The sequence below is a fragment of the Streptomyces sp. enrichment culture genome (assembly GCF_964272895.1).
Taxonomy (GTDB): Bacteria; Actinomycetota; Actinomycetes; order Streptomycetales; family Streptomycetaceae; genus Streptomyces.
Window position 1 is genome coordinate 2984526 of sequence record NZ_OZ186832.1, and the last position, 24642, is coordinate 3009167.

At 71.2% G+C, this 24642-nt stretch carries 17 protein-coding genes; 6 read left to right on the forward strand and 11 right to left on the reverse strand.

The window, feature by feature from the left end:
• Positions 1–101 precede the first annotated feature (101 nt).
• Entirely contained in the window at positions 102–1025 is a 924-nt protein-coding gene (locus ACSU6M_RS13515) for an ABC transporter permease (RefSeq protein ID WP_437069880.1), read from the forward strand.
• Positions 1018–1881: an ABC transporter ATP-binding protein gene (locus ACSU6M_RS13520; RefSeq protein WP_437069881.1), complete on the forward strand. Its 864-nt coding sequence runs from the start codon at positions 1018–1020 to the stop codon at positions 1879–1881. Before ACSU6M_RS13515 ends, ACSU6M_RS13520 begins: the two co-directional genes overlap by 8 nt.
• Before the next feature lie 72 nt (positions 1882–1953).
• Here the strand turns inward: ACSU6M_RS13520 and ACSU6M_RS13525 are convergent, their stop codons facing one another.
• A complete protein-coding gene (locus ACSU6M_RS13525) occupies positions 1954–6882 on the reverse strand; it encodes an NAD-glutamate dehydrogenase (protein ID WP_437069882.1) in 4929 nt (1642 codons plus the stop codon).
• Positions 6883–7539: 657 nt separating this feature from the next.
• On the opposite strand from ACSU6M_RS13525, the gene ACSU6M_RS13530 reads away from it, so the two are divergent.
• Complete coding sequence (locus ACSU6M_RS13530) at positions 7540–8106, forward strand: DJ-1/PfpI family protein (RefSeq protein ID WP_437069883.1); 567 nt, start codon at positions 7540–7542, stop codon at positions 8104–8106.
• Between the two features lie 154 nt (positions 8107–8260).
• On the opposite strand, the gene ACSU6M_RS13535 is transcribed toward ACSU6M_RS13530, so the two are convergent.
• Both ACSU6M_RS13535 and ACSU6M_RS13540 read right to left on the reverse strand, forming a co-directional pair.
• Positions 8261–8926 (reverse strand): HAD family hydrolase, encoded by a 666-nt coding sequence (locus tag ACSU6M_RS13535; protein ID WP_437069884.1) that lies wholly within the window; start codon positions 8924–8926, stop codon positions 8261–8263.
• Positions 8927–8972: 46 nt separating this feature from the next.
• Positions 8973–9488 (reverse strand): DUF6912 family protein, encoded by a 516-nt coding sequence (locus ACSU6M_RS13540; RefSeq protein ID WP_437069885.1) that lies wholly within the window; start codon positions 9486–9488, stop codon positions 8973–8975.
• Positions 9489–9823: 335 nt separating this feature from the next.
• On the opposite strand from ACSU6M_RS13540, the gene ACSU6M_RS13545 reads away from it, so the two are divergent.
• Positions 9824–10618: an Rv3235 family protein gene (locus ACSU6M_RS13545; protein ID WP_437075123.1), complete on the forward strand. Its 795-nt coding sequence runs from the start codon at positions 9824–9826 to the stop codon at positions 10616–10618.
• An 80-nt stretch (positions 10619–10698) separates the two neighbouring features.
• Here ACSU6M_RS13545 and secA read toward each other — a convergent pair whose 3' ends face one another.
• Positions 10699–13521 (reverse strand): preprotein translocase subunit SecA, encoded by a 2823-nt coding sequence (secA, locus tag ACSU6M_RS13550; RefSeq protein ID WP_437069886.1) that lies wholly within the window; start codon positions 13519–13521, stop codon positions 10699–10701.
• 250 nt (positions 13522–13771) lie between these two features.
• On the opposite strand from secA, the gene ACSU6M_RS13555 reads away from it, so the two are divergent.
• Together ACSU6M_RS13555 and ACSU6M_RS13560 are read left to right on the forward strand one after the other, a co-directional pair.
• Entirely contained in the window at positions 13772–14350 is a 579-nt protein-coding gene (locus ACSU6M_RS13555; RefSeq protein ID WP_437069887.1) for a GNAT family N-acetyltransferase, read from the forward strand.
• 47 nt (positions 14351–14397) lie between these two features.
• A complete protein-coding gene (locus ACSU6M_RS13560) occupies positions 14398–15570 on the forward strand; it encodes a winged helix-turn-helix domain-containing protein (protein WP_437069888.1) in 1173 nt (390 codons plus the stop codon).
• A gap of 34 nt (positions 15571–15604) precedes the next feature.
• Here the strand turns inward: ACSU6M_RS13560 and ACSU6M_RS13565 are convergent, their stop codons facing one another.
• From ACSU6M_RS13565 to mtnA, 7 genes are all read right to left on the reverse strand, one after another.
• A complete protein-coding gene (locus tag ACSU6M_RS13565) occupies positions 15605–16351 on the reverse strand; it encodes a response regulator (RefSeq protein WP_437069889.1) in 747 nt (248 codons plus the stop codon).
• A gap of 204 nt (positions 16352–16555) precedes the next feature.
• The gene (gene hpf / locus ACSU6M_RS13570; protein ID WP_437069890.1) at positions 16556–17248 is read right to left on the reverse strand and encodes a ribosome hibernation-promoting factor, HPF/YfiA family; all 693 of its coding nucleotides are present in this window, start codon (positions 17246–17248) and stop codon (positions 16556–16558) included.
• Positions 17249–17564: 316 nt separating this feature from the next.
• A complete protein-coding gene (locus ACSU6M_RS13575) occupies positions 17565–18440 on the reverse strand; it encodes a ComF family protein (RefSeq protein ID WP_437069891.1) in 876 nt (291 codons plus the stop codon).
• Between the two features lie 139 nt (positions 18441–18579).
• Entirely contained in the window at positions 18580–20421 is a 1842-nt protein-coding gene (locus tag ACSU6M_RS13580; protein ID WP_437069892.1) for an LpqB family beta-propeller domain-containing protein, read from the reverse strand.
• Complete coding sequence (gene mtrB / locus ACSU6M_RS13585) at positions 20411–22444, reverse strand: MtrAB system histidine kinase MtrB (protein ID WP_437069893.1); 2034 nt, start codon at positions 22442–22444, stop codon at positions 20411–20413. The genes ACSU6M_RS13580 and mtrB overlap by 11 nt, the downstream gene beginning before the upstream one ends.
• Before the next feature lies 1 nt (position 22445).
• Entirely contained in the window at positions 22446–23135 is a 690-nt protein-coding gene (gene mtrA / locus ACSU6M_RS13590; protein ID WP_198948386.1) for a two-component system response regulator MtrA, read from the reverse strand.
• Positions 23136–23360: 225 nt separating this feature from the next.
• Positions 23361–24503, reverse strand: a complete 1143-nt coding sequence (gene mtnA, locus ACSU6M_RS13595) for an S-methyl-5-thioribose-1-phosphate isomerase (RefSeq protein WP_437069894.1) — start codon at positions 24501–24503, stop codon at positions 23361–23363.
• Between the last annotated feature and the right edge of the window lie 139 nt (positions 24504–24642).

Sequence of the window (24642 nt, forward strand, 5' to 3'; positions counted from 1 at the left end):
GATCGGCCTACGCTCGCGTTGCGACGATACGGTCCCGTCCCGACGTAAGAGCGCGGCAGGACCCGTGCCGCCACCCCTCCCCCCGAGCGAAAGCAGCGGATGTGAGCCAGGTCCTCCAAGCCCCGCCTCCCACGGCGCAGGCCCCGGCCGACGACGGCGACCTCGCGGCGCTCGCCGCGCGCCACGGGCTGACGGTCAGCGGCGCCCGCGCCTCCCTGCCCCAGTACGTCCGGCAGCTGTGGGCCCGCCGCCACTTCATCGCGGCGTTCTCCACGGCGAAGCTCACCGCGCAGTACAGCCAGGCGAAGCTGGGCCAGCTGTGGCAGGTGATGACGCCGCTGCTGAACGCGGCCGTGTACTACCTGATCTTCGGCGTGCTGATGCAGACGAAGGACGGGGTGCCGGACTTCGTGCCGTTCCTGGTGACGGGCGTGTTCGTGTGGACGTTCACGCAGAGCTCGCTGCTCGCGGGCACGCGGGCGATCTCCGGCAACCTCGGTCTGGTGCGGGCGCTGCACTTCCCGCGGGCCGCGCTGCCGATCTCGTTCTGTCTGCAGCAGTTGCAGCAGTTGCTGTTCTCCATGGCGGCGCTGGTGGTGATCCTGCTGGCGTTCGGCGTGCCGCCGGCCGCCTCGTGGGTGCTGGCGGTCCCGGCGCTGGTGCTGCAGTTCACCTTCAACGCGGGTCTGTCGATGATCCTGGCGCGGCTGGGCGCGAAGACGCCCGACCTGTCGCAGCTGATGCCGTTCCTGCTGCGGACGTGGATGTACGCGTCCGGCGTGATGTTCAGCATCGACCACATCCTGGACAAGCACACCGACCTGCCGTCCTGGGTGGGCACCGCGCTCCAGGTCAACCCGGCCGCCGTGTACATCGACCTGATGCGCTTCGCCCTGATCGACAGCTTCCAGGGCAGCCAGCTCCCGCCCCATGTGTGGGCGCTCGCGACCGGCTGGGCGCTGGTCGCCGGAGTCGGCGGTTTCATCTACTTCTGGAAGGCTGAGGAGACCTACGGCCGTGGCTGAGCACAACGAAGAGAAGGTCCCCACGGTCATCGCCGACCGCGTGGACATCGTCTACCGCGTCAACGGCACCGGCGCGGGACGCGGTTCGGCCACCGCCGCCCTCAACCGCATGCTGCGCCGCAAGCAGACCGAGAAGGCGGCGGGCGTCCGCAAGGTGCACGCGGTCAAGAGCGTGTCCTTCGTGGCGTACAAGGGCGAGGCGATCGGGCTCATCGGCACCAACGGCTCCGGCAAGTCGACCCTGTTGAAGGCCGTCGCCGGACTGCTGCCCGTGGAGAACGGCTGTATCTACACCAACGGCCAGCCCTCCCTCCTCGGCGTCAACGCGGCCCTGATGAACGACCTCACCGGCGAGCGCAACGTCCACCTCGGCGGCCTCGCCATGGGCATGTCCCGCGAGCAGATCAAGGAGCGCTACCAGGAGATCGTCGACTTCTCCGGCATCAACGAGAAGGGCGACTTCATCACCCTGCCGATGCGCACGTACTCCTCCGGCATGGCCGCCCGGCTGCGGTTCTCCATCGCCGCCGCCAAGGACCATGACGTGCTGCTCATCGACGAGGCCCTCGCCACCGGCGACCGCTCCTTCCAGAAGCGCTCCGAGGCCCGCATCCGCGAGCTGCGGCAGCACGCGGGCACGGTGTTCCTGGTCAGCCACAACAACAAGTCCATCCGCGACACCTGCGAGCGCGTGCTGTGGCTGGAGCGCGGCCAGCTGCGCATGGACGGGCCGACGGAGGAGGTCATGAAGGAGTACGAGAAGTTCACCGCCGACCCCGCGCCCAGGCCGAAGCCGAAGACCGTGCCGAAGCCGGCGGCGCCCGCGGCACCGGCGGCCGCGTCCGCCCAAGCCTGAGAGAGCCGGCCGGCTCGCAAGCACAAGGCGCCCCGGACCCATCAGGTCCGGGGCGCCTTGTTCATACGGCCGTCACGAGTGCGTGCGCAGCAGCGTCCTCATCGTGCGCATCGCCACCGACAGGTTGGCGAGGTCGAAGGCGTCCGAGCTCTTGATCTCCTCCAGCGTGGTGCGGGCGCGGCCCAGGATCGCCTGGTTCTTGCGCTCCCACAGCTGGAACCGCTGCTCCGGCGTGGAGGAGCCGTTGCCCACCGCGAGCACGTCGGCGGTGAGGGCGGCGTGGGCGGCGTACAGGTCCTCGCGGATCGCGGCGCGGGCCATGGACTGCCAGCGGTCGGCGCGCGGCAGCTCGATGATGCGGTCCATGAGCTGGGTGATGCTGAGCCGGTCGGCGAGGTCGTAGTAGACCTCGGCGACGTCCAGCGGCTCCTTGCCCATGCGGTCGGCCACCGAGACGATGTCCAGCGCCGGGAACGCGGAGGAGAACCCGGCCACGCGCGTGGCCAGTTCGTCCGGCACCCCGGCCGCGGTCAGCTCGTCGTAGATCTGCTGCCACCACTCCAGGTCCACGCCCTTGAGCAGCTTCGGCAGCTGCTGCCAGACCTGCTCCACGCGGTCGGCGAAGAAGTCGACCGTCTCGGCGAGCTCCAGCGGCTGCGGCCGGTTGTTGAGCAGCCAGCGCGTGCCGCGTTCGACGAGGCGGCGCGAGTGCAGCCGGATGCGGGTCTGCACCGCGGCGTCGACCTGGTTGTCGAGCGACTCCACACCGTCCCACACCTCCGCCGAGCGGAAGATCGTCCGCGCGACGGTCTGCGCCCGCACGATCTCCTCCAGCGAGGCGCCGGTCTCCTCCCGCATGCGGTGCAGATACGTCGTACCGCCGGTGTTGACCGTGTCGTTGACCAGGACGGTCGTGGTGATCTCGCGGCGCAGCGGGTGGCTGTCGATGTGCTCGCCGAACTTCTCGCGCAGCGCGCTCGGGAAGTAGGTGTGCAGCAGACCCCGGAGGTAGGGGTCGTCGGGCAGCGAGGTGGCCAGCAGGTCCTCGGCGACCGTGATCTTCGTGTACGCCAGCAGGACGGCCGTCTCCGGGCCGGTCAGGCCCTGGCCCGTGCTCAGGCGCTCGCGGATCTGGCGGTCGGTGGGCAGGAACTCCAGCGCGCGGTCGAGGTGGCCCTCGCGCACCAGGTGGCGCATGAAGCGCTGCTGGGCGTGGAGCATGTCCTTGGACTGGGCGAGGGCGTTGGCGATCGCCGTGTTCTGCGCGTAGTTGTTGCGCAGCACCAGACGGCCGACCTCGTCGGTCATCTCGGCGAGCAGCTTGTTGCGCTGCTTGACGGTCATGTCGCCCTCGGTGACCAGGCCGTTGAGCAGGATCTTGATGTTCACCTCGTGGTCGGAGGTGTCCACGCCCGCGCTGTTGTCGATGGCGTCGGTGTTGATCCGCCCGCCGTGCAGCGCGAACTCGATCCGGCCCAGCTGGGTCAGGCCCAGGTTGCCGCCCTCGCCGACGACCTTGACGCGCAGGTCGCTGCCGTCGACGCGGATGGCGTCGTTGGCCTTGTCGCCGACGTCGGCGTTCGACTCCTGCGAGGACTTGACGTACGTACCGATGCCGCCGTTCCACAGCAGGTCGACCGGCGCGGTCAGGATGGCCCGCATCAGGTCGGCCGGGGTCATCTTGGTGACCTTGTCCTCGATGCCGAGGGCCTCGCGGATGTGGCTGTTGAGCTGGATCGCCTTGGCGGTACGCGGGAAGATCCCGCCGCCCGCGGAGAGCAGCTCGGTGTTGTAGTCGGCCCAGCTGGAGCGCGGCAGCTCGAACAGGCGGCGGCGCTCGGCGTACGAGGTCGCCGCGTCCGGGTTCGGGTCGATGAAGATGTGCCGGTGGTCGAAGGCGGCGACCAGGCGGATGTGCTCGGAGAGCAGCATGCCGTTGCCGAACACGTCACCGGACATGTCACCGATGCCGACGACCGTGAAGTCCTCGGACTGGGTGTCCACGCCCAGCTCGCGGAAGTGCCGCTTGACGGACTCCCAGGCGCCGCGGGCGGTGATGCCCATGCCCTTGTGGTCGTAGCCGGCCGAGCCGCCGGAGGCGAAGGCGTCGCCGAGCCAGAAGTTGTACTCGGCGGCGACCCCGTTGGCGATGTCGGAGAAGGTCGCGGTGCCCTTGTCGGCGGCGACGACGAGGTAGGTGTCGTCCTCGTCGTGGCGCACCACGTCGGCCGGGGGCACGACCTCGCCGGCGACCATGTTGTCGGTGATGTCGAGCAGCGCCGAGATGAACGTCTTGTAGCTGGCGATGCCCTCGGCCATCCACGCGTCGCGGTCCACGGCCGGGTCGGGGAGCTGCTTGGCGACGAAGCCGCCCTTGGCGCCGACCGGCACGATGACGGTGTTCTTCACCATCTGCGCCTTGACCAGGCCGAGGATCTCGGTACGGAAGTCCTCGCGCCGGTCGGACCAGCGCAGACCGCCTCGGGCGACCTTGCCGAAGCGCAGGTGCACGCCCTCGACGCGCGGGGAGTACACCCAGATCTCGAACGCCGGGCGCGGTGCCGGCAGGTCCGGGATGGCCTGCGGGTCGAACTTCATGGAGACGTAGTCGTGCGGCTGACCGCCCGCGGCCTCCTGGAAGAAGTTGGTGCGCAGCGTCGCCTTGATGACGGTGAGGAAGGAGCGCAGGATGCGGTCCTCGTCCAGCGAGGCGACCTGGTCGAGCGCGGCGTCCAGCTCCTCCAGCAGCGCGTCCACCAGCTCGTGCCCGGCGCGCTGGCGGTCGGGCGACATCCGCGCCTCGAACAGCGACACCAGCAGCCGGGTGGTGTGGACGTTGTTGCGGAGGGTGTCCTCCATGTAGTCCTGGCTGAAGGTGGAGCCGGCCTGGCGCAGGTACTTGGCGTACGCGCGCAGCACCATCGCCTGCCGCCAGGTCAGACCGGCGCGCAGCACGAGGGAGTTGAAGCCGTCGTTCTCCGCCTTGCCGGTCCAGGTGGCGGCGAACGCCTCCTGGAACCGCTCGCGGGCGTCGTCGGCGAGGTAGTCGGTGCTGCCCTGCGCCTTGGGGACGCGCAGGCCGAAGTCGTAGATCCAGGCGACGCTGCGGTCGGCGCAGCGCAGCTCGTAGGGCCGCTCGTCGATCACCTCGACGCCGAGCCGGTTCAGGACCGGCAGGACGGCGGACAGGGAGATGGCGTCACCGGTGCGGTAGATCTTGAAGCGGCGCTCGTCGGGGGCGGCGCCCACCGGCTCGTACAGGCTGAGCGCGAAGTTCTGCTGCTCGTTCAGCCGCTCCAGGTGGACCAGGTCGGACACCGCCGCGCGCGGGCTGTGGTCGGCCTTGTAGCCCTCGGGGAAGGCGCCCGAGTAGCGGCGCAGCAGTTCCGCGGCGCGCTCCTCGCCCAGTTCGGCGTTGAGGGCGTCGGCGAAGCCGTCGGCCCAGGAGCGGGCGGCCTCGACCAGGCGGGCCTCGATGCGCTCCTTGTCGCTGTCGGACAGCTGCGGCAGCTCGGTGCCCGGCGGGACGCGGACGACGAAGTGCAGCCGGGAGAGCACCGACTCGGTGTTCCAGGCGGTGAAGTCGACGCTGACGCCGCCGAGCTCCTCCTTGAGGATGTCGATGATCCTGAGGCGCACGCCGGTGGTGTAGCGGTCGCGCGGGAGGTAGACCAGCGCGGAGTAGTAGCGGCCGTACTCGTCCTGGCGCAGGTACAGGCGCAGCCGGCGCCGCTCCTGGAGGTACAGCACCGAGGTGGCGATCGCCTGGAGCTCCGGGACGGGCGTCTGGAACAGCTCGTCGCGCGGGTAGGTCTCCAGGATCTGCAGCAGGTCGCGGCCGTCGTGGCTGTGCGGCGAGAAGCCGGCGCCCTGGAGGACCTCGTCGACCTTGCGGCGGATGACCGGCACGCGCAGCACCGACTCGGTGTACGCGGCCGAGGAGAACAGGCCGAGGAAGCGGCGCTCGCCGACGACCTCGCCGTTCTCGTCGAACTTCTTCACGCCCACGTAGTCCAGGTACGACGGGCGGTGCACGGTCGCGCGGCTGTTGGCCTTGGTCAGCACCAGCAGCTTGTGCTCGCGCGCCTTGGCGCGGGCGTCGGCGGGCAGCCGCTCGAAGGACGGGCTGACCGGGTGCTGGTCGTCGCCCGCGTGGTGCGGGTCGGCGCGCAGGATGCCGAGGCCGGTGCCGGGGACGGCGGCGAGGGAGTCGTCGTCGCGCAGCTGGTACTCGCGGTAGCCGAGGAAGGTGAAGTGGTCGTCGGCCAGCCAGCGCAGCAGCTCGCGGGCCTCCTCGATCTCCTGGCGGCGCAGGTCGTCGGCGACCGGCTCCTCGGGGAGGTGGTCGGCGATGCGCAGGGCCGCGTCGCGCATCTTCTCCCAGTCCTCGACGGCCTCGCGGACGTCGGACAGGACGCGCAGCAGGTCGGCGGTGATCTGCTTGAGGTCGGAGCGGTCGGTCTCGCGGTCGATCTCGACGTGGATCCACGACTCGACGTGCGCGTCGTGCGGCAGGTCGCCGGTGGGCGGCGTGGCCAGGCACTCGATGAGCTTGCCGGTCACATCGCGGCGGACGACCATCTGCGGGTGGATGACGACGTGGATGCCGCGGCCCTGGCGGGTCAGCTCGTTGGTGACGGAGTCCACGAGGAAGGGCATGTCGTCGGTGACGACCTCGACGACGGAGTGGCTGCACGTCCAGCCGTTCTCCTCGACCGTCGGGGTGTGCACGCGCACGTTGGCCGTGCCCTGCGGGCGGTTCTCGGCCAGTCGGTAGTGCGAGTAGGCGGCTCCGAAGACATCGACCGGGTCGCGGTCGGTGAGGTCCTCCGGGGCGGTGTGCAGGTAGTAGCGCTGGAGGAACGCGAGCACGGCGGCCCGGTCCGGGGTGCCGTGTTCGGTCGTCCCAGTCGGTAGGTACCCCCCGACCGGGCTGTTCTCAGCTACCCGGGCGGCCCTCTCGAGCAGCTCGGCCTTGGCTTCGTCCAGCTTGGTCTGCATTGTCCTCTGGCTCCTGTCGCGCGCCGTTGCGTGACGTTGAAGGATGTACGGTCTCTCCCCCGCCGGCCCGGCGCCGGGACGCGGGGTGTCCGGTCGTGGTCGACGCTATGCCGTGGAGGGAGAAGCGCGGTCGGCTGCCGGTCGAATCCGACGTCCCCGAGACGCGGTACGCCGTGGTCGGCGCCGCCTGGATCCGGGGTGTGCTCGGCGTCCTGGGGGCCGGCATGGCCCCGACCCGTCCGCGAAGATCAGCGACCGCCGCCCGGTCACGGATGTCCTCCGTGCTCTCCGGGCGCAGGGCAGGGGCATCGGTGCCCCCGCGAGATATCGCGCTGATCACGCCACCAAGGCTATCGCTCCTTACGGGGGGCACGTCATGAGCCGTATGTGTACAAAACTGGGGGGCGAACTTTGACGTTCTGCACAGGGACGAGGCGGCGAGAAGGGGGTGCGGGCCCCGGACGGCGGTCCCGGCCGTCGAACAGGTGGCCGGAAATCGAGGGCGAGCGGTCGACGGGCGCACGGGGGGCGCGCACTCTGAAAACGACTGCGCCTCTTGGCAGGGCGGCGCCGGAGAGGCAGGTTGCCCAGGGGCGGGGCGGCACGCCGAGGAGGCGCTGCCCGCACCCGCCACGGTCCTGAGGGGAGCGTACGGCCATGACAGCGAAGATCCTGATCATCACCGGGGACGCGGCGGAGTCCCTGGAGGTGCTCTACCCCTACCAGCGCCTGCGCGAAGAGGGCTACGAGGTCCATATCGCCGCGCCCACCCGCAAGAGGCTGCGGTTCGTCGTCCACGACTTCGAGGACGGCTTCGACACCTACACCGAGAAGCCCGGCTACACCTGGCCCGCCGACCTCGCCTTCGCCGAGGTCGAGCCCGGCGAGTACGCCGCCGTCGTCATCCCCGGCGGACGCGCTCCCGAGTACCTGCGCAACGACCCCGAGCTGCGCAAGATCCTCAAGTCCTTCTTCGACGCGGACAAACCCGTCGCCCAGATCTGCCACGGCCCCCTCCTCACCGCCGCCGTCGACGGCCTCCGCGGCCGCCGCGTCACCGCCTATCCCGCCCTTGAGATCGACATGCAGTCCGCCGGCGCGACCTTCCAGGACAGCGAGGCGGTCGTCGACGGCCTGCTCGTCTCGTCCCGCGCCTGGCCGGACCATCCGGCGTGGATGCGGGAGTTCCTGCGGGTGCTGAGGCAGAAGGCCCCGGCTACGTAGCGACGCACGCGGCCGCTCCTGCGGGCAGTCGTGCCGCAGGGGCGGCACGGGTGGGCACAGGGCGGCACGAGTGGGGGCAGGGGCACCCCGCTGGCACGAGTGGGCGCAGGGGCATCCCGCCGGCGCGGGCGAGCGGCACCCCCCGGCCCGGCGACTACGCCGCCAGCCGCTCGGCCTCCGCGACCGCCTCCGCCAGCGTGTCCACCACAGGCACCCCGACCGTCTCCAGACTGGCCCGGCTGTGCGACCCCCCGGTGTACAGCACGGCCCGCGCCCCCACATGCAACGCGGCCACCGCGTCATCCGCGGCGTCCCCGATGACCACGGTCCGCCCGGCCTCGATCGTCGGCAGCGACCGCAGATGCCGCACCATGTGCTCGGCCTTGCTGCCCCCGGACGGCCCGGTCCGCCCGTCCACGCGTATGAAGTGCTGCTCGATCCCGAACCCCCGCACCAGCGGCACGAGCTCCTCATGCCCGTACATGCTCAGAATCGACTGGCTGCGCCCCGCCGACCGCCAGTCCACCAGCAGCTCCGTCACGCCCTCGGTGAGCCCGCACCGCACCCGGTGCTCGGCGTAGTACCGATGGAAGGTGTCGTCCATGACCTGCCACTCGGCGTCCGTCGGCATCCGCCCCATCAACCGCTCGTAGAACTTCGGCACCGGCACGCAGTACAGCGCGCGATACCGCTCCAGCGTGATCGGCTCCAGCCCCAGCTCGGCGAACGCCGCGTTCGTCGCCCCGATGATGGCGTCGTTGTCGTGGAACAGCGTGCCGTTCCAGTCCCACACGATGTGCGCCCCGTTGTGCATCCCCATGTCCAAGAACGTACCCGCCGCCACTGACAATGAGGAGACCCGCAGGTCAGCCGCGTTCGCCCACCAGGTTCGGGATCTCCTGCGTGGCGTACCACAGCAGCTCGTGGTCCTCGGCCCCGTCCACCACGAACTGCGCGTCGTCGTCCCCGCCGTCCGCCGCGGCCAGCGCCTCGACCGCCGCCGTGACGTCCTCCTCCGCGTCGTCGGCGTCGACGTGCACCGAGGCCGCCTTGGCCAGCGGCACCGTCCGCTCGACCCGCACCTCGCCCAGCGCCGCCGGGTCCGGCCCCCGCCCGGGCTCCGCCGAGGCCGAGCCGTCGGGCACGTCCACGGCCACCACGACCCGCCGCCGCACGGCACCGGGGTCCGCCGCGAGCAGCCGCAGCGAGGCCAGCGCGGCACGGCTCAGCGCGGCGTACTCCAGCTCCTCGATGTCGTCGGAGAGGTACCACTCGCGCAGCGCCGGGGTGACGGCGTAGGCGACGAACGGCCCGGTCCCTAGCTCGCCCGTCTTGTACGCCTCGGCGAGACCGGACAGGGTCAGGGGGACGTAGACGCGCATTGGCCGCCGCTTTCGTGTCGGAGAACTGGCGAAGCCCGAAGGGTCTTCAGGATACGGTCCGGCGTCCCCTTTCGAGTTCCCACCCAAGGCCCCGCGGGCGTCCACCCCGCGCCGGAGATTCACCCGGCCCACCCCGCCCGCCACGGGCCGCGTACCACCTCATTCCCCCTGATAGGTGAACAGTACGTGGCCCTCACACCCATTCCCGCCCGCCTTGCCCCCGCCACGCATCACCCCGTACAAGATCCCCACCGCGAAGTTACTGCTCGGTATCTCCGAGCTCGTCGAACGGGGACTTCATGGACGTCATCACCACCACGGTCGGCCTGCGTGTCATGGACAAGGTCATGACCAGGACCCCGCACCGCCCCAGCACCGCTCCCCCTCTCCCCCGCGCCCAGGCCCGCCCCGGCACCCGGCCTCCCACCCGCCGCGACCCCCGCCGCCCCGGCGGCCCCTCCCCCCGAGCCGGCGGCACCACCGGCACCCGCCCGCCGGGCACCCCCGGCGCCACCACCCGCACGGCAGCGCCGGCCACCGCTCCCCCGACGGGAGCACGGACCCCGGCCCTCCCCCGCGGCACGGCACCCCACAGCCCCGCCACCGCCCCCGGCAGGCCGACCACGAGCCGCCCGGCCGCACACTCCGCCCGAGGCGCCTGTGCCGGCCCGCCCCCGGCCCCCCTGAGCCCCGCCCGGACCCTCCCGCCCCACCCCGCCCCGAACGACCTCCCCGCCCCCGCCGACCGCCCCGCCACCGTCCCCGCCCAGACCCCTCGCCGCCCGGTCCCGCAGCCCCGCCCCACCGACCTCTTCGCCGACCGCCTCCTGCAGGTCCTCAGCGGCCGGCGCCCCGTCCACTGGATGCTGCGCCACACCGCCGGCCAGGCGTACGACGAGCTGGCCCGCCTCGCCGAACGCGGCCCCCTGCGCACCCGAGGCGCCCGCCCCGTCGTCCGCGACATCGGCTACTACGTCCCCCGCGACGGCGCCGTCGAGGCATTCGCCCGCATCGCCGCGGGCGACCGCCTGCGCGCCATGGCCTTCCGCCTGGAACTCGGCCGCGACCGCCGCTGGCGCTGCACCGCCGTCGAACTCGGCCACCCCATGGGCCGCCCCCACCCGGCGTGACGCACGCCGAAGGGCCGGCCCCCCCATCCGGGGTGACCGGCCCTTCACGCCACTACAGCGCTACGACAACGCGCCCGACGTCACTTCTTACGGCGACGACCGCCGGCGCCGCGCGCCTGCTTGCGCCGCTCCGCGCGCGTGAGGCCGTCGGCCTCGGAGCGCACCGGCTCGCCGTCCTCGGTGAAGTCGCCCTCGATGGTGCCGCCCTCGCCGTCCACGGTCGGCGCGGAGAAGTGGAGGTTGCGCCGCTGCGGCGCGTCCAGCCCCTTCGCGCGGATCTCGGGACGCGACCCGGCCTGCGCCGGAACGGAGTCCTGCTTCTCCAGGTCGGCCACCGGCTTGGCGTCCTCGACGGGGACCTCCTCGACCTGCTGCTCGACCTGGACCTCCAGGTTGAACAGGTAGCCGACGGACTCCTCCTTGATGCCGTCCATCATCGCGGTGAACATGTCGAAGCCCTCGCGCTGGTACTCGACCAGCGGGTCCTTCTGCGCCATCGCGCGCAGGCCGATGCCCTCCTGGAGGTAGTCCATCTCGTAGAGGTGCTCGCGCCACTTGCGGTCCAGGACGGACAGCACGACCCGGCGCTCCAGCTCACGCATGATCTCGGAGCCGAGCTGCGCCTCACGCGCCGCGTACTGCTCGTGGATGTCGTCCTTGATGGACTCGGCGATGAACTCGGCGGTGAGCCCGGCCCGGTCGCCGGCCGCGTCCTCCAGCTCCTCGACGGTGACCTTCACCGGGTAGAGCTGCTTGAACGCGCCCCACAGCCGGTCCAGGTCCCAGTCCTCGGCGAAGCCCTCGGCGGTCTCGGCCGCGATGTAGGCGTCGATGGTGTCGTCCATGAAGTGCTTGATCTGCTCGTGCAGATCCTCGCCCTCCAGGACGCGGCGCCGCTCGCCGTAGATGACCTCGCGCTGGCGGTTGAGGACCTCGTCGTACTTCAGGACGTTCTTACGGGTCTCGAAGTTCTGCTGCTCGACCTGCGACTGCGCGGACGCGATCGCGCGCGTGACCATCTTGTTCTCGATCGGCACGTCGTCCGGCACGTTGGCCATGGACATCACGCGCTCGACCATCTGCGCCTTGAACAGCCGCATCAGGTCGTCGCCCAGCGACAGGTAGAAGCGGGACTCGCCCGGGTCGCCCTGACGGCCGGAACGACCGCGCAGCTGGTTGTCGATACGACGGGACTCGTGCCGCTCGGTGCCGAGCACGTACAGGCCGCCGAGCCGCTCGACCTCTTCCTTCTCGGCCTTGACGGCCTCCTCGGCCCTCTTGAGCGCCTCGGGCAGGGCGTGCGCCCACTCCTCGATGTGCTCCTCGGGGTCGAGGCCGCGCTGGCGCAGCTCCGCCTCGGCGAGGTCCTCGGGGTTGCCGCCGAGCTTGATGTCGGTACCGCGGCCGGCCATGTTGGTGGCGACGGTGACGGCGCCCTTGCGGCCGGCCTGGGCGACGATCGTCGCCTCACGGTCGTGCTGCTTGGCGTTGAGCACCTCGTGCTGGATGCCGCGCTTGCTCAGCTGCTGCGAGAGGTACTCGGACTTCTCGACCGAGGTGGTGCCGACGAGGATCGGCTGGCCCTTGGCGTGCTTCTCGGCGATGTCGTCGACGACCGCCTCGAACTTGGCGACCTCGGTGCGGTAGATCAGGTCGGACTGGTCCTTGCGGATCATCGGCCGGTTGGTCGGGATCGGGACCACGCCGAGCTTGTAGATCTGGTGGAACTCGGCGGCCTCGGTCATGGCCGTACCGGTCATGCCGGAGAGCTTGTTGTAGAGGCGGAAGAAGTTCTGCAGGGTGATCGTGGCGAGCGTCTGGTTCTCGTCCTTGATCGGCACCCCTTCCTTCGCCTCGATCGCCTGGTGCATGCCCTCGTTGTAGCGGCGGCCGGCGAGGATACGGCCGGTGTGCTCGTCGACGATCATGACTTCGCCGTCGATGACGACGTAGTCCTTGTCCTTCTTGAAGAGCTCCTTGGCCTTGATGGCGTTGTTCAGGTAGCCGACCAGCGGGGTGTTCACCGACTCGTAGAGGTTGTCGATGCCCAGCCAGTCCTCGACCTTGGAGACGCCGGACTCGTGGATGGCGACCGTGCGCTTCTTCTCGTCGACGTCGTAGTCGCCGGTCTCCTCGATGCCCTTCAGCGGCTGGCCGGCCTCGCCGCGCTTGAGGCGGGTGACCAGCTTGGCGAAGTCGCCGTACCACTTGGTGGCCTGGTCGGCCGGACCGGAGATGATCAGCGGCGTACGGGCCTCGTCGATGAGGATGGAGTCGACCTCGTCGACGATGGCGAAGTTGTGCCCGCGCTGGACGAGTTCGTCCTTCGACCAGGCCATGTTGTCGCGCAGGTAGTCGAAGCCGAACTCGTTGTTCGTGCCGTAGGTGATGTCGCACGCGTACTGCTCGCGGCGCTGCGCCGGCGTCATGTTCGCCAGGATGCAGCCCACGTTCAGGCCGAGGAACTTGTGGACGCGGCCCATCATCTCGGAGTCGCGCTCGGCCAGGTAGTCGTTGACCGTGATGAGGTGCACGCCGTCGCCGGACAGGGCGTTCAGGTAGGCGGGCAGGGTGCCGACCAGGGTCTTGCCCTCACCGGTCTTCATCTCGGCGACATAGCCGAGGTGGAGGGCGGCGCCACCCATCAGCTGCACGTCGTAGTGCCGCTGGCCGAGGACGCGCTTGGCGGCCTCGCGGACGGTGGCGAACGCCTCGGGCAGCAGGTCGTCGAGGCTCTCGCCGTCGGCGTAGCGCTGCCTGTACTCATCGGTGAGGGCCCGCAGCTCGGCGTCGGAGAGGTCGACAAAGTCCTCTTCGATGGAGTTGACCTGGTCCGCGATGCGGTGCAGCTTGCGCAGGATCTTGCCTTCGCCTGCACGCATGATCTTCGAGAGGACGGACACGGGGGCTGGTCTCCTTGCCGGTCGGGCCTGGGACGGTCGGTTCGATTTGACTTACTGAGCAACGGCCATCGTATGCGAGGACCCGGCTGGGCCGGGAGGCCTGTCGGCCGATGGCTGTTTCACCCGGAACAACGCACGGGGCATTCGGATAGTGCCGCACGGATCCGAGGAATTGCGCGATAGGTGATCGCGCGCTCACTCAGAGAGAAAACCGATGGCCCGCGCGGGGCGTCCCGAGCAGAATCGGCCGATGGAACCCGTCGAGCTCACCACCGAACGTCTGCTGCTGCGCACGGTCGGCCCGCCGGACGCCGAAGCGGTCCACGCCGCCGCCCAGGACGCCGACCTGCAGCGCTGGATCTCCCAGTTCCCCTCGCCGTACCTGCGCGAGCACGCCGAGAGCTTCACCGGGCGGACGGTGCCCGACGGCTGGGCGAACGATTCGATGTACACCTTCGGCGTGTTCCTGCCCGAGGGGGACCTGGTGGGGATGCTCGGCATCGGCATGCGCGCGCTGGGCGTGGGCGAGGTCGGCTTCTGGGCCGCCAAGGAGCACCGCGGCCGCGGCTACATCACCGAGGCCACCCTGGCCGCCGCCCGCTGGGCCTTCACCGCGCTGGCCGTGGACCGGCTGGAGTGGCGGGCCGAGGTCGGCAACCTGGCCTCGCGCGCGGTGGCCGAACGCGTCGGCTTCGTCCTGGAGGGAACCCTGCGCTCCGCCCTCAACAACAGGGGCGTACGCCGTGACTGCTGGGTCGGCTCGCTGCTGCCCTCGGACCTCGGCCTGCCCTCGGCGGCGCCCTACCTGCCGGCCCCCGCACAGCCGTAGCCGCAGGTCGGGGCCCGTTGTCAGTGGCAGGGCCTATCGTGCGACCCATGACGACCCCGCGCCCGATCGCAGAGCTGTCCGCAGCCGAGGCCCGCCGCCTGGCCCTGCGCGCCCAGGGTTTCCTCGGCGCCCCCGACCGCAGAGCGGGCGTCCGCGGGGTGCTGCGGCACCTCGGCGCGGTCCAGCTGGACACCATCTCCGTCCTGGCCCGCTCCCACGAGCTCATCCCGTACGCCCGCCTCGGCGCCGTCGGCCGCGGAACCGTCGAGCGGGCCTACTGGACGGACACCCACGCGTTCGAGTACTGGTCGCACGCGGCCTGCATCCTGCCCATCGAGGAGTGGCCGCACTTCGCGTTCCGCCGCCGCGCCTACCGCGACCGCCCGCACTGGAACCACGAACTGCCCGACGGTGTGTACGACCAGGTCATCAAGCAGTTGCGGGCCGAAGGTCCCCTGACCGCCACCGAGTTGGGCGGCGCCAAGCGCACCAGCGAGTGGTGGGACTGGTCGGGCACCAAGGTCGCCGTCGAGCGCGCGCTGATGTACGGCGAGGTGGTCTGCGTCGAGCGCCGTGGCTGGAAGCGGGTCTACGACCTCGCCGAGCGCGCGGTCCCCGAGGCGCTGCTGCACGACGACCTGGACGACACCGAGTGCCTGCGCCGCCTGGTGCGCCTGGCGGGCGAGGCCCTGGGCGTGGGCACCCGCGCGGACATCGCCGACTACCACCGCCTCAAGGGCGAGCAGGTGGACGCGGTGATCGCCGACTCGGGGCTGGTGCCGGTGACGGTGGAGGGCTGGGGGAAGCCGGCCTGGGCGGACCCGGCGGCACTGGCCACGCCTGCGCGCGGGCGGCACCGTACGACGCTGCTGTCGCCCTTCGACTCACTGATCTGGGAACGCGCCCGCACCGAGCGCATCTTCGGCTTCACCCACCGCCTGGAGGCATACGTCCCCAAGCCCAAGCGGGTCTACGGCTACTTCGCGATGCCGGTGCTGGCCGGCGGCCGTCTGGTGGGCCGCGTGGACCCGGCCCGCGAGGGCCGCACCCTGGTCGCCCGGCAGGTCACCCTGGAGGACCCGAGGGCGGTCGCCTCGGTGGCCCAGGCGCTGGTCGAGGCGGCGAGCTGGGTGGACTGCACGGACGTACGGGTGGAGCGGGTGGACGCTCCCGAGCTGCGCGAAGCCCTCACCGCGGAGCTCGCCCGGCTGCTCGGCTGATCCGCGCCCCGCAGGGCCGTGGCCGGGGCCGGCGTCAGCGGATCTCCAGGATCTTCTCCCGCATCGCGTACACGACGGCCTCCATCCTGGAGTGCAGCTGAAGCTTCTCCAGGATGTTGCGCACATGGTTCTTCACGGTGTTCTCGGAGATGAACAGCTCCTTGGCGATATCCCGGTTGTTCATCCCCGTGGCGACGAGTTTCAGGACCTCCAGTTCACGGTCGGTGAGCCGGGGTGCCGGCACCAGCCGTCGCTCGTCCGTGCGCTGGATCATCGACTTGAACTCGGTGAGCAGTTTGGACGCCATGGACGGGCTGATCTGCGACTGGCCGTCGGCGACCGCGCGAATGGCGGTGGCCACCTCGTCGGTGGAGATCTCCTTGAGCAGATATCCGGTCGCGCCCGCCTTGATGGCCTCGTAGAGGTCGGCTTCCTCGTCACTGATCGTCAGCATGATGATCTTGGCGCTGGGTGCCACCTCCTTGATGGAGGTACACGCCTCGATCCCGCCCCTCTTGGGCATCCGTACGTCCATCAGGACGATGTCGGGCAGCAGGTCCGCGGCCTTGTCGACCGCCTCGGCGCCGTCACCGGCCTCCCCGACGACCTGGATGTCCTCCTCGGCGGCCAGCACGATCTCCAGGCCGCGACGGAAGAGGGCGTGGTCGTCCACGACCAGGACCCGGATCGGCTCGTCGCGCGCCGTGCCCTGGTCCGGGCCCATGCCGACGACGCCGTCACCGGCCTCACCGTCGTGCATCGGTCCGAAGCTGTCCGCCATCGTTCCTCCCCCTGAAGGCTGTGGCCTGTGGTCCCGTGCCATCGCCAACCCAAGGCAACGGCCCACCGGTTGAGCCGTTGCGGCCATGATTTCATGCCTGGACGACAGCGGGGTGACAGAGCGGTGCGCATGGGGTCGCACGCCGATGCCCCTGGGGGCGCACACGCGCTCCAGGGGCACCGGATCAGCTGCCGTCCGGGTGGGTCAGCCGCCGAACGTGCCGCCCGCGTCGGGCGATGGCGGCTGCGTGACCATGGTGTCCGTGCTGAGGTGGATCACGCCGTAGTCGTAGGCGTGCCTCCGGTAGACGACGCTGGGCTCCTTGGTCTCGGAGTCGACGAACAGGTAGAAGTCGTGACCGACCAGCTCCATCTCGTAGAGGGCCTGGTCGAGGGTCATGGGTGAGGCGACGTGGGTCTTCTCGCGGACGACGAGGGGCCCCTCGCCCTTTACTTCGAGCGAACCGATCTTCTTGGTCGGCACTCCGTCCGACTCCTCCGTCGGTACGGCGTGGCCGTTGCCGTTGAGCGTCGCCGCGCCCGGGACGTGGTCGGGGACCTCGGCCGCCGTCGCCCGGCGGACACCCCGGCGCGTGTGACGCTTGTCGTGCTGCCTGCGCAGCCGCGCATCCAGCTTCTCGGCAGCGAGGTCGAGTGCCGCGTACGGATCGCTGGCCGCTGCCTCTGCCCTGATCACCGGACCGCGGGAGCGGAGCGTGATCTCCACTCGGTCGCAACGGTCGGCCTGTCGGGGGTTGGGCTCCTTGGACACCTCGACGTCGAGGCTGATCACCTTGCCATCGAGCTTCTGGATCTTGTCCAGCTTCAGCTTCTCGGCCACGTGCTTGCGGAACCGCTCGGGCACCTCGGTCTTGCGGCCCTTGACGACGATGTCCACGCAGAACTCCGTTCCCGGATCGCTCCGCTCTCAGTGGCGGAGCATCTCCCTTGTGCACCAGGTTCCGGCCAGATCCGGAACCGCGGACTCGGTGACTTCCACCTCCTCCTCCCCCATGGGCAAGATCCCCACCCCGCCGGCTCGGGTGATTGCGGAAAACCCGCAGCACGGCATTCGGATTTACAAGGGTTGGCCTGCGGCTTTCCCTCACAACCGAACATATCTCGCCCGGACGGATGTCGTCACCCTCTACAGCGGCGTACCTCCGTTCAGGTGAATTGGCGCTCTCATTACCTGCAACGATGCAAGTTCGCAGTCAGTTCCGGTTTATTTCGAAAGAATCAGGCGGTGCCGCGACCACCGCCGCACAGACCAAGGCTCCGGGCGTGTCCGCCCTTGCCATTCCCGGTACGACACGGGGTCCACCCTTGCTCCCTTCCGTCGCTCCGGCGTTCTGTTCCCCTGTCCTTTCCCGGCTCGCCCCCGCGTACACAGCCGTCACCACATCGCGGGACCCGCCGTCCCCGGCCCCCACCGACTCGGCCAGGGCCTCGCGCACCGCGCGCGCCGCCTCCGCCAGCGACGCGCCGGTCGTCATCACGTCGTCGACCAGCACCACCGCACCGCCCCGCAGCAGTCCCGCCCCACCGCGCACCACGCCCAGCGCACCGGCGAGATTCTCCTGCCGCCGACGGGAGTTGAGCCCCGCCTGGTCCACCACCGGCCGCCGCTGCCGCAGCACGGACAGCACCCGGGCCGCCGTACCGGCCCGCCGCAGCGCGTCCGCCGCGGCCCACGCGATCCGCCGCCCCGGATCATGCCCCCGCGCCCGCACGGCCCCACGCCCCGACGGCACCGGCACGAGCAGCACCGGCCCGCCACGAGCGCCCGCCGGGGCCTCCCGGAGCCCGGCCCGCACGGCGCCGCTCAGCGCGGCCCCCAGCGGCCGTACGAGGGACAGCGCGCCGCGCTCCTTGTGGGCCAGCAGCAGGGCCCGTACCTCGTCCTCGTACCGCGCGGCGGCATGCACCGCGGGCAGTCCCGGTGGCTCCGGCACCGGACGCACCCGGCCCGCTGCGGCACCGCTGAGGACGGCACGGCACTCGGGGCAGAGCACCGTACGCGGCCTGCCGCAGCCTCCGCACTCCGCCGGCAGCACCAGATCGGTGAGGTCCCGCCACCACCCCCGCATGCCACCCACTGTGCCAACGCCCGCGCGCCCCGACCACCCCTGTGGAAAACCCCCTGTGGAAAACCGTCACCGCCTGCCGCACGTCCCCGAACGGCCCACAGGCCCGAAGCGCACCCCCAGCAGCCCCGCAGCCCCCACCTCACCCCGGATAGACCGGAGCCGACCCCTCCGTGACGACCTTCTGCCACTGCTCGCCCGTCGGCATCCGCACGATCCCGTCCTCCGAGTGGGCCACCAGCGGCGCCCCGCCGTCCTCGGTCCCGGCGATCTCCTCCACGCCCGTCAGCGCGGCGGGCACCGGCGCCTCCGGTGTGGAGCCGTCGACCTGGACGTACTGCATCTGCTGCACGCCCCCCTGCTCGGTGCCCACCACCACCAGCCGGCTCTCACCGACCCAGGACATGGCGGTCACCTCCTCCAACACGGGCGTGGCCGACCGCAGTTCCAGCACCGACACCCGCGCCCGCTCATCCGGGTCCGCGGGCTTGTCGCCCCGTTCGATGCGGCCGACGAGCAGCGACTGCCGCCCGTCCTTCTCGACCACCAGGGCGATACGCACCCCGTCCCCGGCCACCCGCACGGAGTCGATCCGGCCGTCGAGCCCGGGCGTCTCCACCTCCAGCGGAGTGCCCTTGGCGTCGTCGAACATCAGCAGTCGGGGCCGTCTGAGGTCCCGGTCGGCCACCCACAGGTTCCCCGCCGGGTCCCAGCTGGGCGCGGTCAGCCGGTCGGTCTCGGTGCGGCCCTGGCTGACCAGCAGCGGCTGCCCGAGCGTCCCGTCCGAGGCCAACTGCCCGACGTACAGGCGCCGGCCGTCCAGGCTCACCCCGGCCGCCCTGTCCTCGCGCCGTGACACCGCCGCCGACCGGAGCTCCTTCAGGCCCTCGCCGAACTGCCCCGGCACCGCCAGTGCCTTCTTGTCCTCGCTGCGCGCCGGCATCCGCACCAGCCGGTGCCTGCCGTCCAGGAAGTACAGATACCCCGGCCGCTCCGTCGCCCCGCGCGCGGCGACCGTGTCGGCGACGTCCTCGTCGAGCAGGCACAGCTGCCGGCCGCCCGCCCTCAGCTCCACCTGGTCCACCGCGGAGGTCAGGTTCTGCAGCGTGAACAGCAGCTGCGTCGCCATCTCCCGGCACTTGGCCGGCCCGACCCGCGCGGCACTGTCGTTCAGCGGAACGGTCAGGATGTTCTGCTCGTCCGGCGCCAGCGTCTCCACGCCGTCCTTCAGCTTCACCCCCGTGGGGAAGCTCGTCCTGACGACCTGGTCGAGCCAGACGGTGGGCCCCTCCAGCACCGAACGCACCATCTGCGTCATGGGATCCACGCGCTCGCGCACATACACCGGGTCGGCCACGGCCATCGGCCGCGACGGCGACCCCGCGATCCCGTTGGAGGCGAAGTAGTACTTGTTGGCGGACATGTAGTTGCGCTGGAAGTCCGACTGGCCGATCACCACACCCTGCGGCGGCCTGGTGATGCGCCACTGCCCGTTCTTCTTGTTGCGCTCCAGCTGGATCTGCTGGCGATAGCCGCCCTCGGCCGGCCGGTAGGACCGCTGCGCGTCGAGCGCGCCGACCTGCGTGCCGCTCAGCGTCACGGAGTACGAGGACGCGTTGTCCCGGTTCTGCGCGGCGTCGACGTCCGTCTTCATGCCGTTGGCGAGGACGGTGGTGGAGCCCTCCGGATCCCAGCTCTTCGCCGCCTCCGGGGTCAGATACAGCTTCGCCGTCTCGAAGTGCGGGTCGTCGCTGGTCAGCGCCTCAAGGAAGCCGTCGACGATGTCCTGCGGGGCGGCGCCGTCGCCGGGCGGCACGGCGAACACCCGCACCTGCGAGTCCTGCCGCGGCGTGTAGTCCACCCCGCGCAGCTCCCCGTCGTCCGGCATCGACGCGCACCCGGACAGCAGTACGACACCACAGGCGGCGTACGCCACCGCGCGCCGCGGCGTCCGCCGGGCGCCCCCCTCGCGGTCAGCCCCCACGCGATGCCTCCCCTTGCTCGTCCGGCCCTGCCTCCGGCCCCTGCTGCCCCTCCTGCCCGGAGGACGGCTCGTGCTGTCGAGGCGCCCCGCCCGCGGACCGGGGCACCACGCGCGTGCCGTTGCCGGGCAGCGCGGTGGGATCGGCCGCGGGCACCGCCGTGGCCGGCCGGGTGGCTATCCGGTTCAGCGGGGCGGGGCCGGGCGGCTGCTGGGCGGGCACCGTGGCGCTCTTCTCGCCGCGCGGCGCACCCGCCGCGTCCAGCCCGCGGTTGCGCCGCGAGTCCTTGGGCTCCAGCGGTATCGGCGAGCCCCGCAGCGGTTCGTCCGCCGTACGCGGCAGCGTCAGCCGGAACTGCGACCCGCCGCCCGGCTCGCCCCACGCCTGCAGCCAGCCGCCGTGCAGCCGGGCGTCCTCCAGCGCGATGGACAGCCCGAGCCCCGTACCGCCGGTGGTACGCGCGCGTGCCGGGTCCGCCCGCCAGAACCGGTTGAAGACCCGCGTGGCCTCCCCCGGCTTGAGTCCTACGCCGTAGTCGCGCACCGCGACCGCGACCGCCCCGCCCGCCGCGGCGAGCTTGACCACGACGTCCTTGCCCTCGCCGTGCTCCACGGCGTTGACGACGAGATTGCGCAGCACCCGCTCCACGCGCCGGGCGTCCGCCTCGGCGACCACGGGCTGCTGGTCGCCCACGACGCGGATCTCGCTGCCCTTGCGCTCCGCGAGCGGTGCCGCCCCGCTGACCACCCGCCGCACGACCTCCCTGAGGTCGATCGGCTCGGCCTCCAGCGCCGCCGCGCCCGCGTCGAACCGGCTGATCTCCAGCAGGTCCGCCAGCAGCGACTCGAACCGGTCCAGCTGGTCGGCGAGCAGCTCGGCCGACCGCGCGGTCACCGGATCGAAGTCCTCACGCGCCTCATGGATGACGTCGGCGGCCATCCGCACGGTCGTCAGCGGCGTGCGCAGCTCGTGCGACACGTCCGACACGAACCGCCGCTGCATCCGTGACAGATCCTCCAGCTGCTGGATCTTCAGCGAGAGGTTCTGCGCCATCTTGTTGAATGCCTCGCCCAGACGCGCGATGTCGTCCTCGCCGGTGACCTTCATCCGCTCCTGGAGCCGCCCGGCCGACAGCCGCTCGGCGACCCCGGCCGCCATCCGCACCGGCGTGACCACCTGGCGCACCACCAGCCACGCGATCGCCCCGAGGAGGACGACGACGAAGACCCCGGCGGTCGCCAACGTGCCCTTGACCAGGCTCAGCGACTTCTCCTCCTGCGTGAGCGGGAAGAGGTAGTACAGCTGGTAGGGGTCGCCGTTGGGGTCGTTGACCTCCTTGCCGATGACGAGCGCGGGCTGGGACTCCTTGCCGCGTTCGCTGTAGAAGACCCGCGTGTACTTCTGGGCGGCCTCGCCGTCCCCGATGCGCTCGCGCAGGTCCTCGGGAATGCTCTTGTCGGGCTTCACACCGCCTGAGGCGCGCGGACTGCGCCCGCTGCCGCCGTCGTCGCCGACGGGCATGGTCACCACGTCGAAGGCGCCCTGACCGCCGCTGGAGAGCGAACCGACGAGGTTGCTCATCCACTGGATGACGTTCTGCTCCGGCCGGCCGTCCGCGCCCGGCGCCTCCTCGGCGCTGGCGGCCTCCTCGGCCTTCTGCTTGGCCACCGTGAACCCGCCGGTGGCCTGGCTCTGCGCGGCCTTCACCTTGGCGTCCAGCAGGCCGTTGCGCACCTGCCCGATCACCACGAAGCCGAGCAGCAGCACCACGCCCAGCGACATCAGCAGTGTCGTGACGACCACCTTGAGCTGGATGTTGCGCCGCCACAGCCGCATCACCGGCAGCAGCGGACGGCGCACCCAGCGCATGAACAGCCGCAGGACCGGGCTGCCCTGCACTCCGCCCCGCAGCAGCCCGCCCTCAAGGAACCGTGCCCAGTGCGAGGCCGCCGCCCTCCGGCCGACAGGCCGCCTCGGACGGGCCCCGGACCGGCCGGGAGCCGAAGCGGCACTGTCCCGGGTCATGTCAGCTCGGCCCGGCCTTGTAACCGACACCACGGACGGTCACCACGATCTCCGGCCGCTCCGGGTCCTTCTCGACCTTGGAGCGCAGCCTCTGCACATGCACGTTCACCAGACGGGTGTCCGCCGCGTGCCGGTAGCCCCACACCTGCTCCAGGAGGACCTCGCGCGTGAACACCTGCCACGGCTTGCGCGCCAGCGCCACCAGCAGATCGAACTCCAGCGGCGTCAGCGCGATCGACTGCCCGTCCCGCTTCACCGAGTGCCCGGCCACGTCGATGACCAGGTCGCCGATGGCGAGCTGCTCCGGCGCCGGCTCCTCCGACCTGCGCAGCCGCGCCCGGATGCGGGCCACCAGCTCCTTCGGCTTGAACGGCTTGACGATGTAGTCGTCCGCCCCGGACTCCAGCCCCACCACCACATCGACGGTGTCGCTCTTGGCCGTCAGCATCACGATCGGCACCCCGGACTCCGCCCTGATCAGACGGCAGACCTCGATGCCGTCCCGCCCGGGCAGCATCAGGTCCAGCAGCACCAGATCCGGCTTGGTCTCACGGAATGCGGCCAGCGCCTTGTCGCCGTCGGCTACGAAAGACGGCTCAAACCCTTCCCCGCGCAGCACGATGCCCAGCATCTCGGCCAGTGCGCTGTCGTCGTCGACGACAAGGACTCGTCCCTTCATAAACGACATCATCCCATTCTCATAACGGCGACAGAGACGCTGGTGAGCGAGGTCACTGACCAGTGACGATAGTCGTACGAGGCCGTCACTGTCTGCCCGCGCCCGCCGACGCCGCTGTCGGCCCCGGATGTCGGCTGGGCGGGCGTCGCCACCCGGCCTACAGCTGACACCCTCCAGCCGACCCGCACACCGCCCCACGCCACCGCGCCCAGCGCCGTCCGGCCCCCGGCTGCGGCCCTAGCCGATCGGCACGTGACGGGACCTCGCGCACAGCTCGGCCAGCCCTTCGCCGGTCACCGGCGACACGACCCCCTCCTCGGTGACGATCGCCGTCACCAGCTCCGGCGGTGTCACATCGAACGCCGGGTTGTACGCCTGGGTCCCCAGGGGCGCCACCGCGATCCCGCCGCCCGCTCCGGCCCCCGGCACCTGGGGCGCCACGACCTCGGTCACCTCGAAGCCGGCCCGCTGCTCGACCTCGATCGACGCCCCGTCCGGCGTCCCCGGATCCACCGTCGTCACCGGCGCCACCACGATGAACGGCACATGGTGATACCGCGCGAGCACCGCGAGCGGATAGCTCCCCACCTTGTTCGCCACCGAACCGTCCGCCGCGATCCGATCCGCCCCGATCAGCACCGCGTCCACCTCACCGGCCGCGAACAGCGAACCCGCCGCGTTGTCCGTGAGCAAGGTGTACGCCATGCCGTTGCGCGCCGCCTCGTACGCCGTCAGGCGAGCCCCTTGCAGCAGCGGCCGCGTCTCGTCCACCCACAGCCGCCGCAGCCGCCCCTGCCGGTGCGCGGCCAGCGCCACCGCGAACGCCGTCCCCTCACCGCCCGACACCAGTGCCCCGGTGTTGCAGTGCGTGAGGATCCGGTGCCCACCGCCCGGCAGCAGCTCGTCCAGCAGCGCCAGCCCGTGCTCGGCCATCCTGGCGCTCGCCTCGGCGTCCTCCCGGTGCAGCTGCCGCGCCGCCGCGAGGGCGGCCACCGCGGCCTGATCCGGACCTCCACCACGGGCGAGCGCCGCCCGATGCGCGGCCTGGGCCCGCCGCACGCCCACGGACAGGTTCACCGCCGTCGGCCGGGCACCGGCCAGCGACGCCGCGGCCTCGTCCACGTCGAAGCCCCGGGCGGCGGCGAGCGCGACCCCGTAGGCGCCCGCGATCCCCAGCAGCGGCGCCCCGCGCACGGCGAGCGAACGGATCGCCTCCACCAGCGCGGGCGCGTCCGTGCACACCAGCTCCACCTCCTCGGCGGGCAGCCGGGTCTGATCGAGGAGGACCACGACGGGCCCCTCGGGCGGCTCCTCCCAACGGATGACAGGTATTCCGGTCGGCCGGCCGTCCTCGCCGGATCGCGCGTACTGATCAGCCATGCGGTCAGTCTGCCCCGTATCCGGCGGACAATTGAAGGTGCACAGCCCCTACCGCGGCCGGTCCCTCCCGCAAGGCCCCATGGCACGATGTTGGCCAACCCGCCGCCGCGACCGCGGACGGGCACCGTGAAGGAGCGAC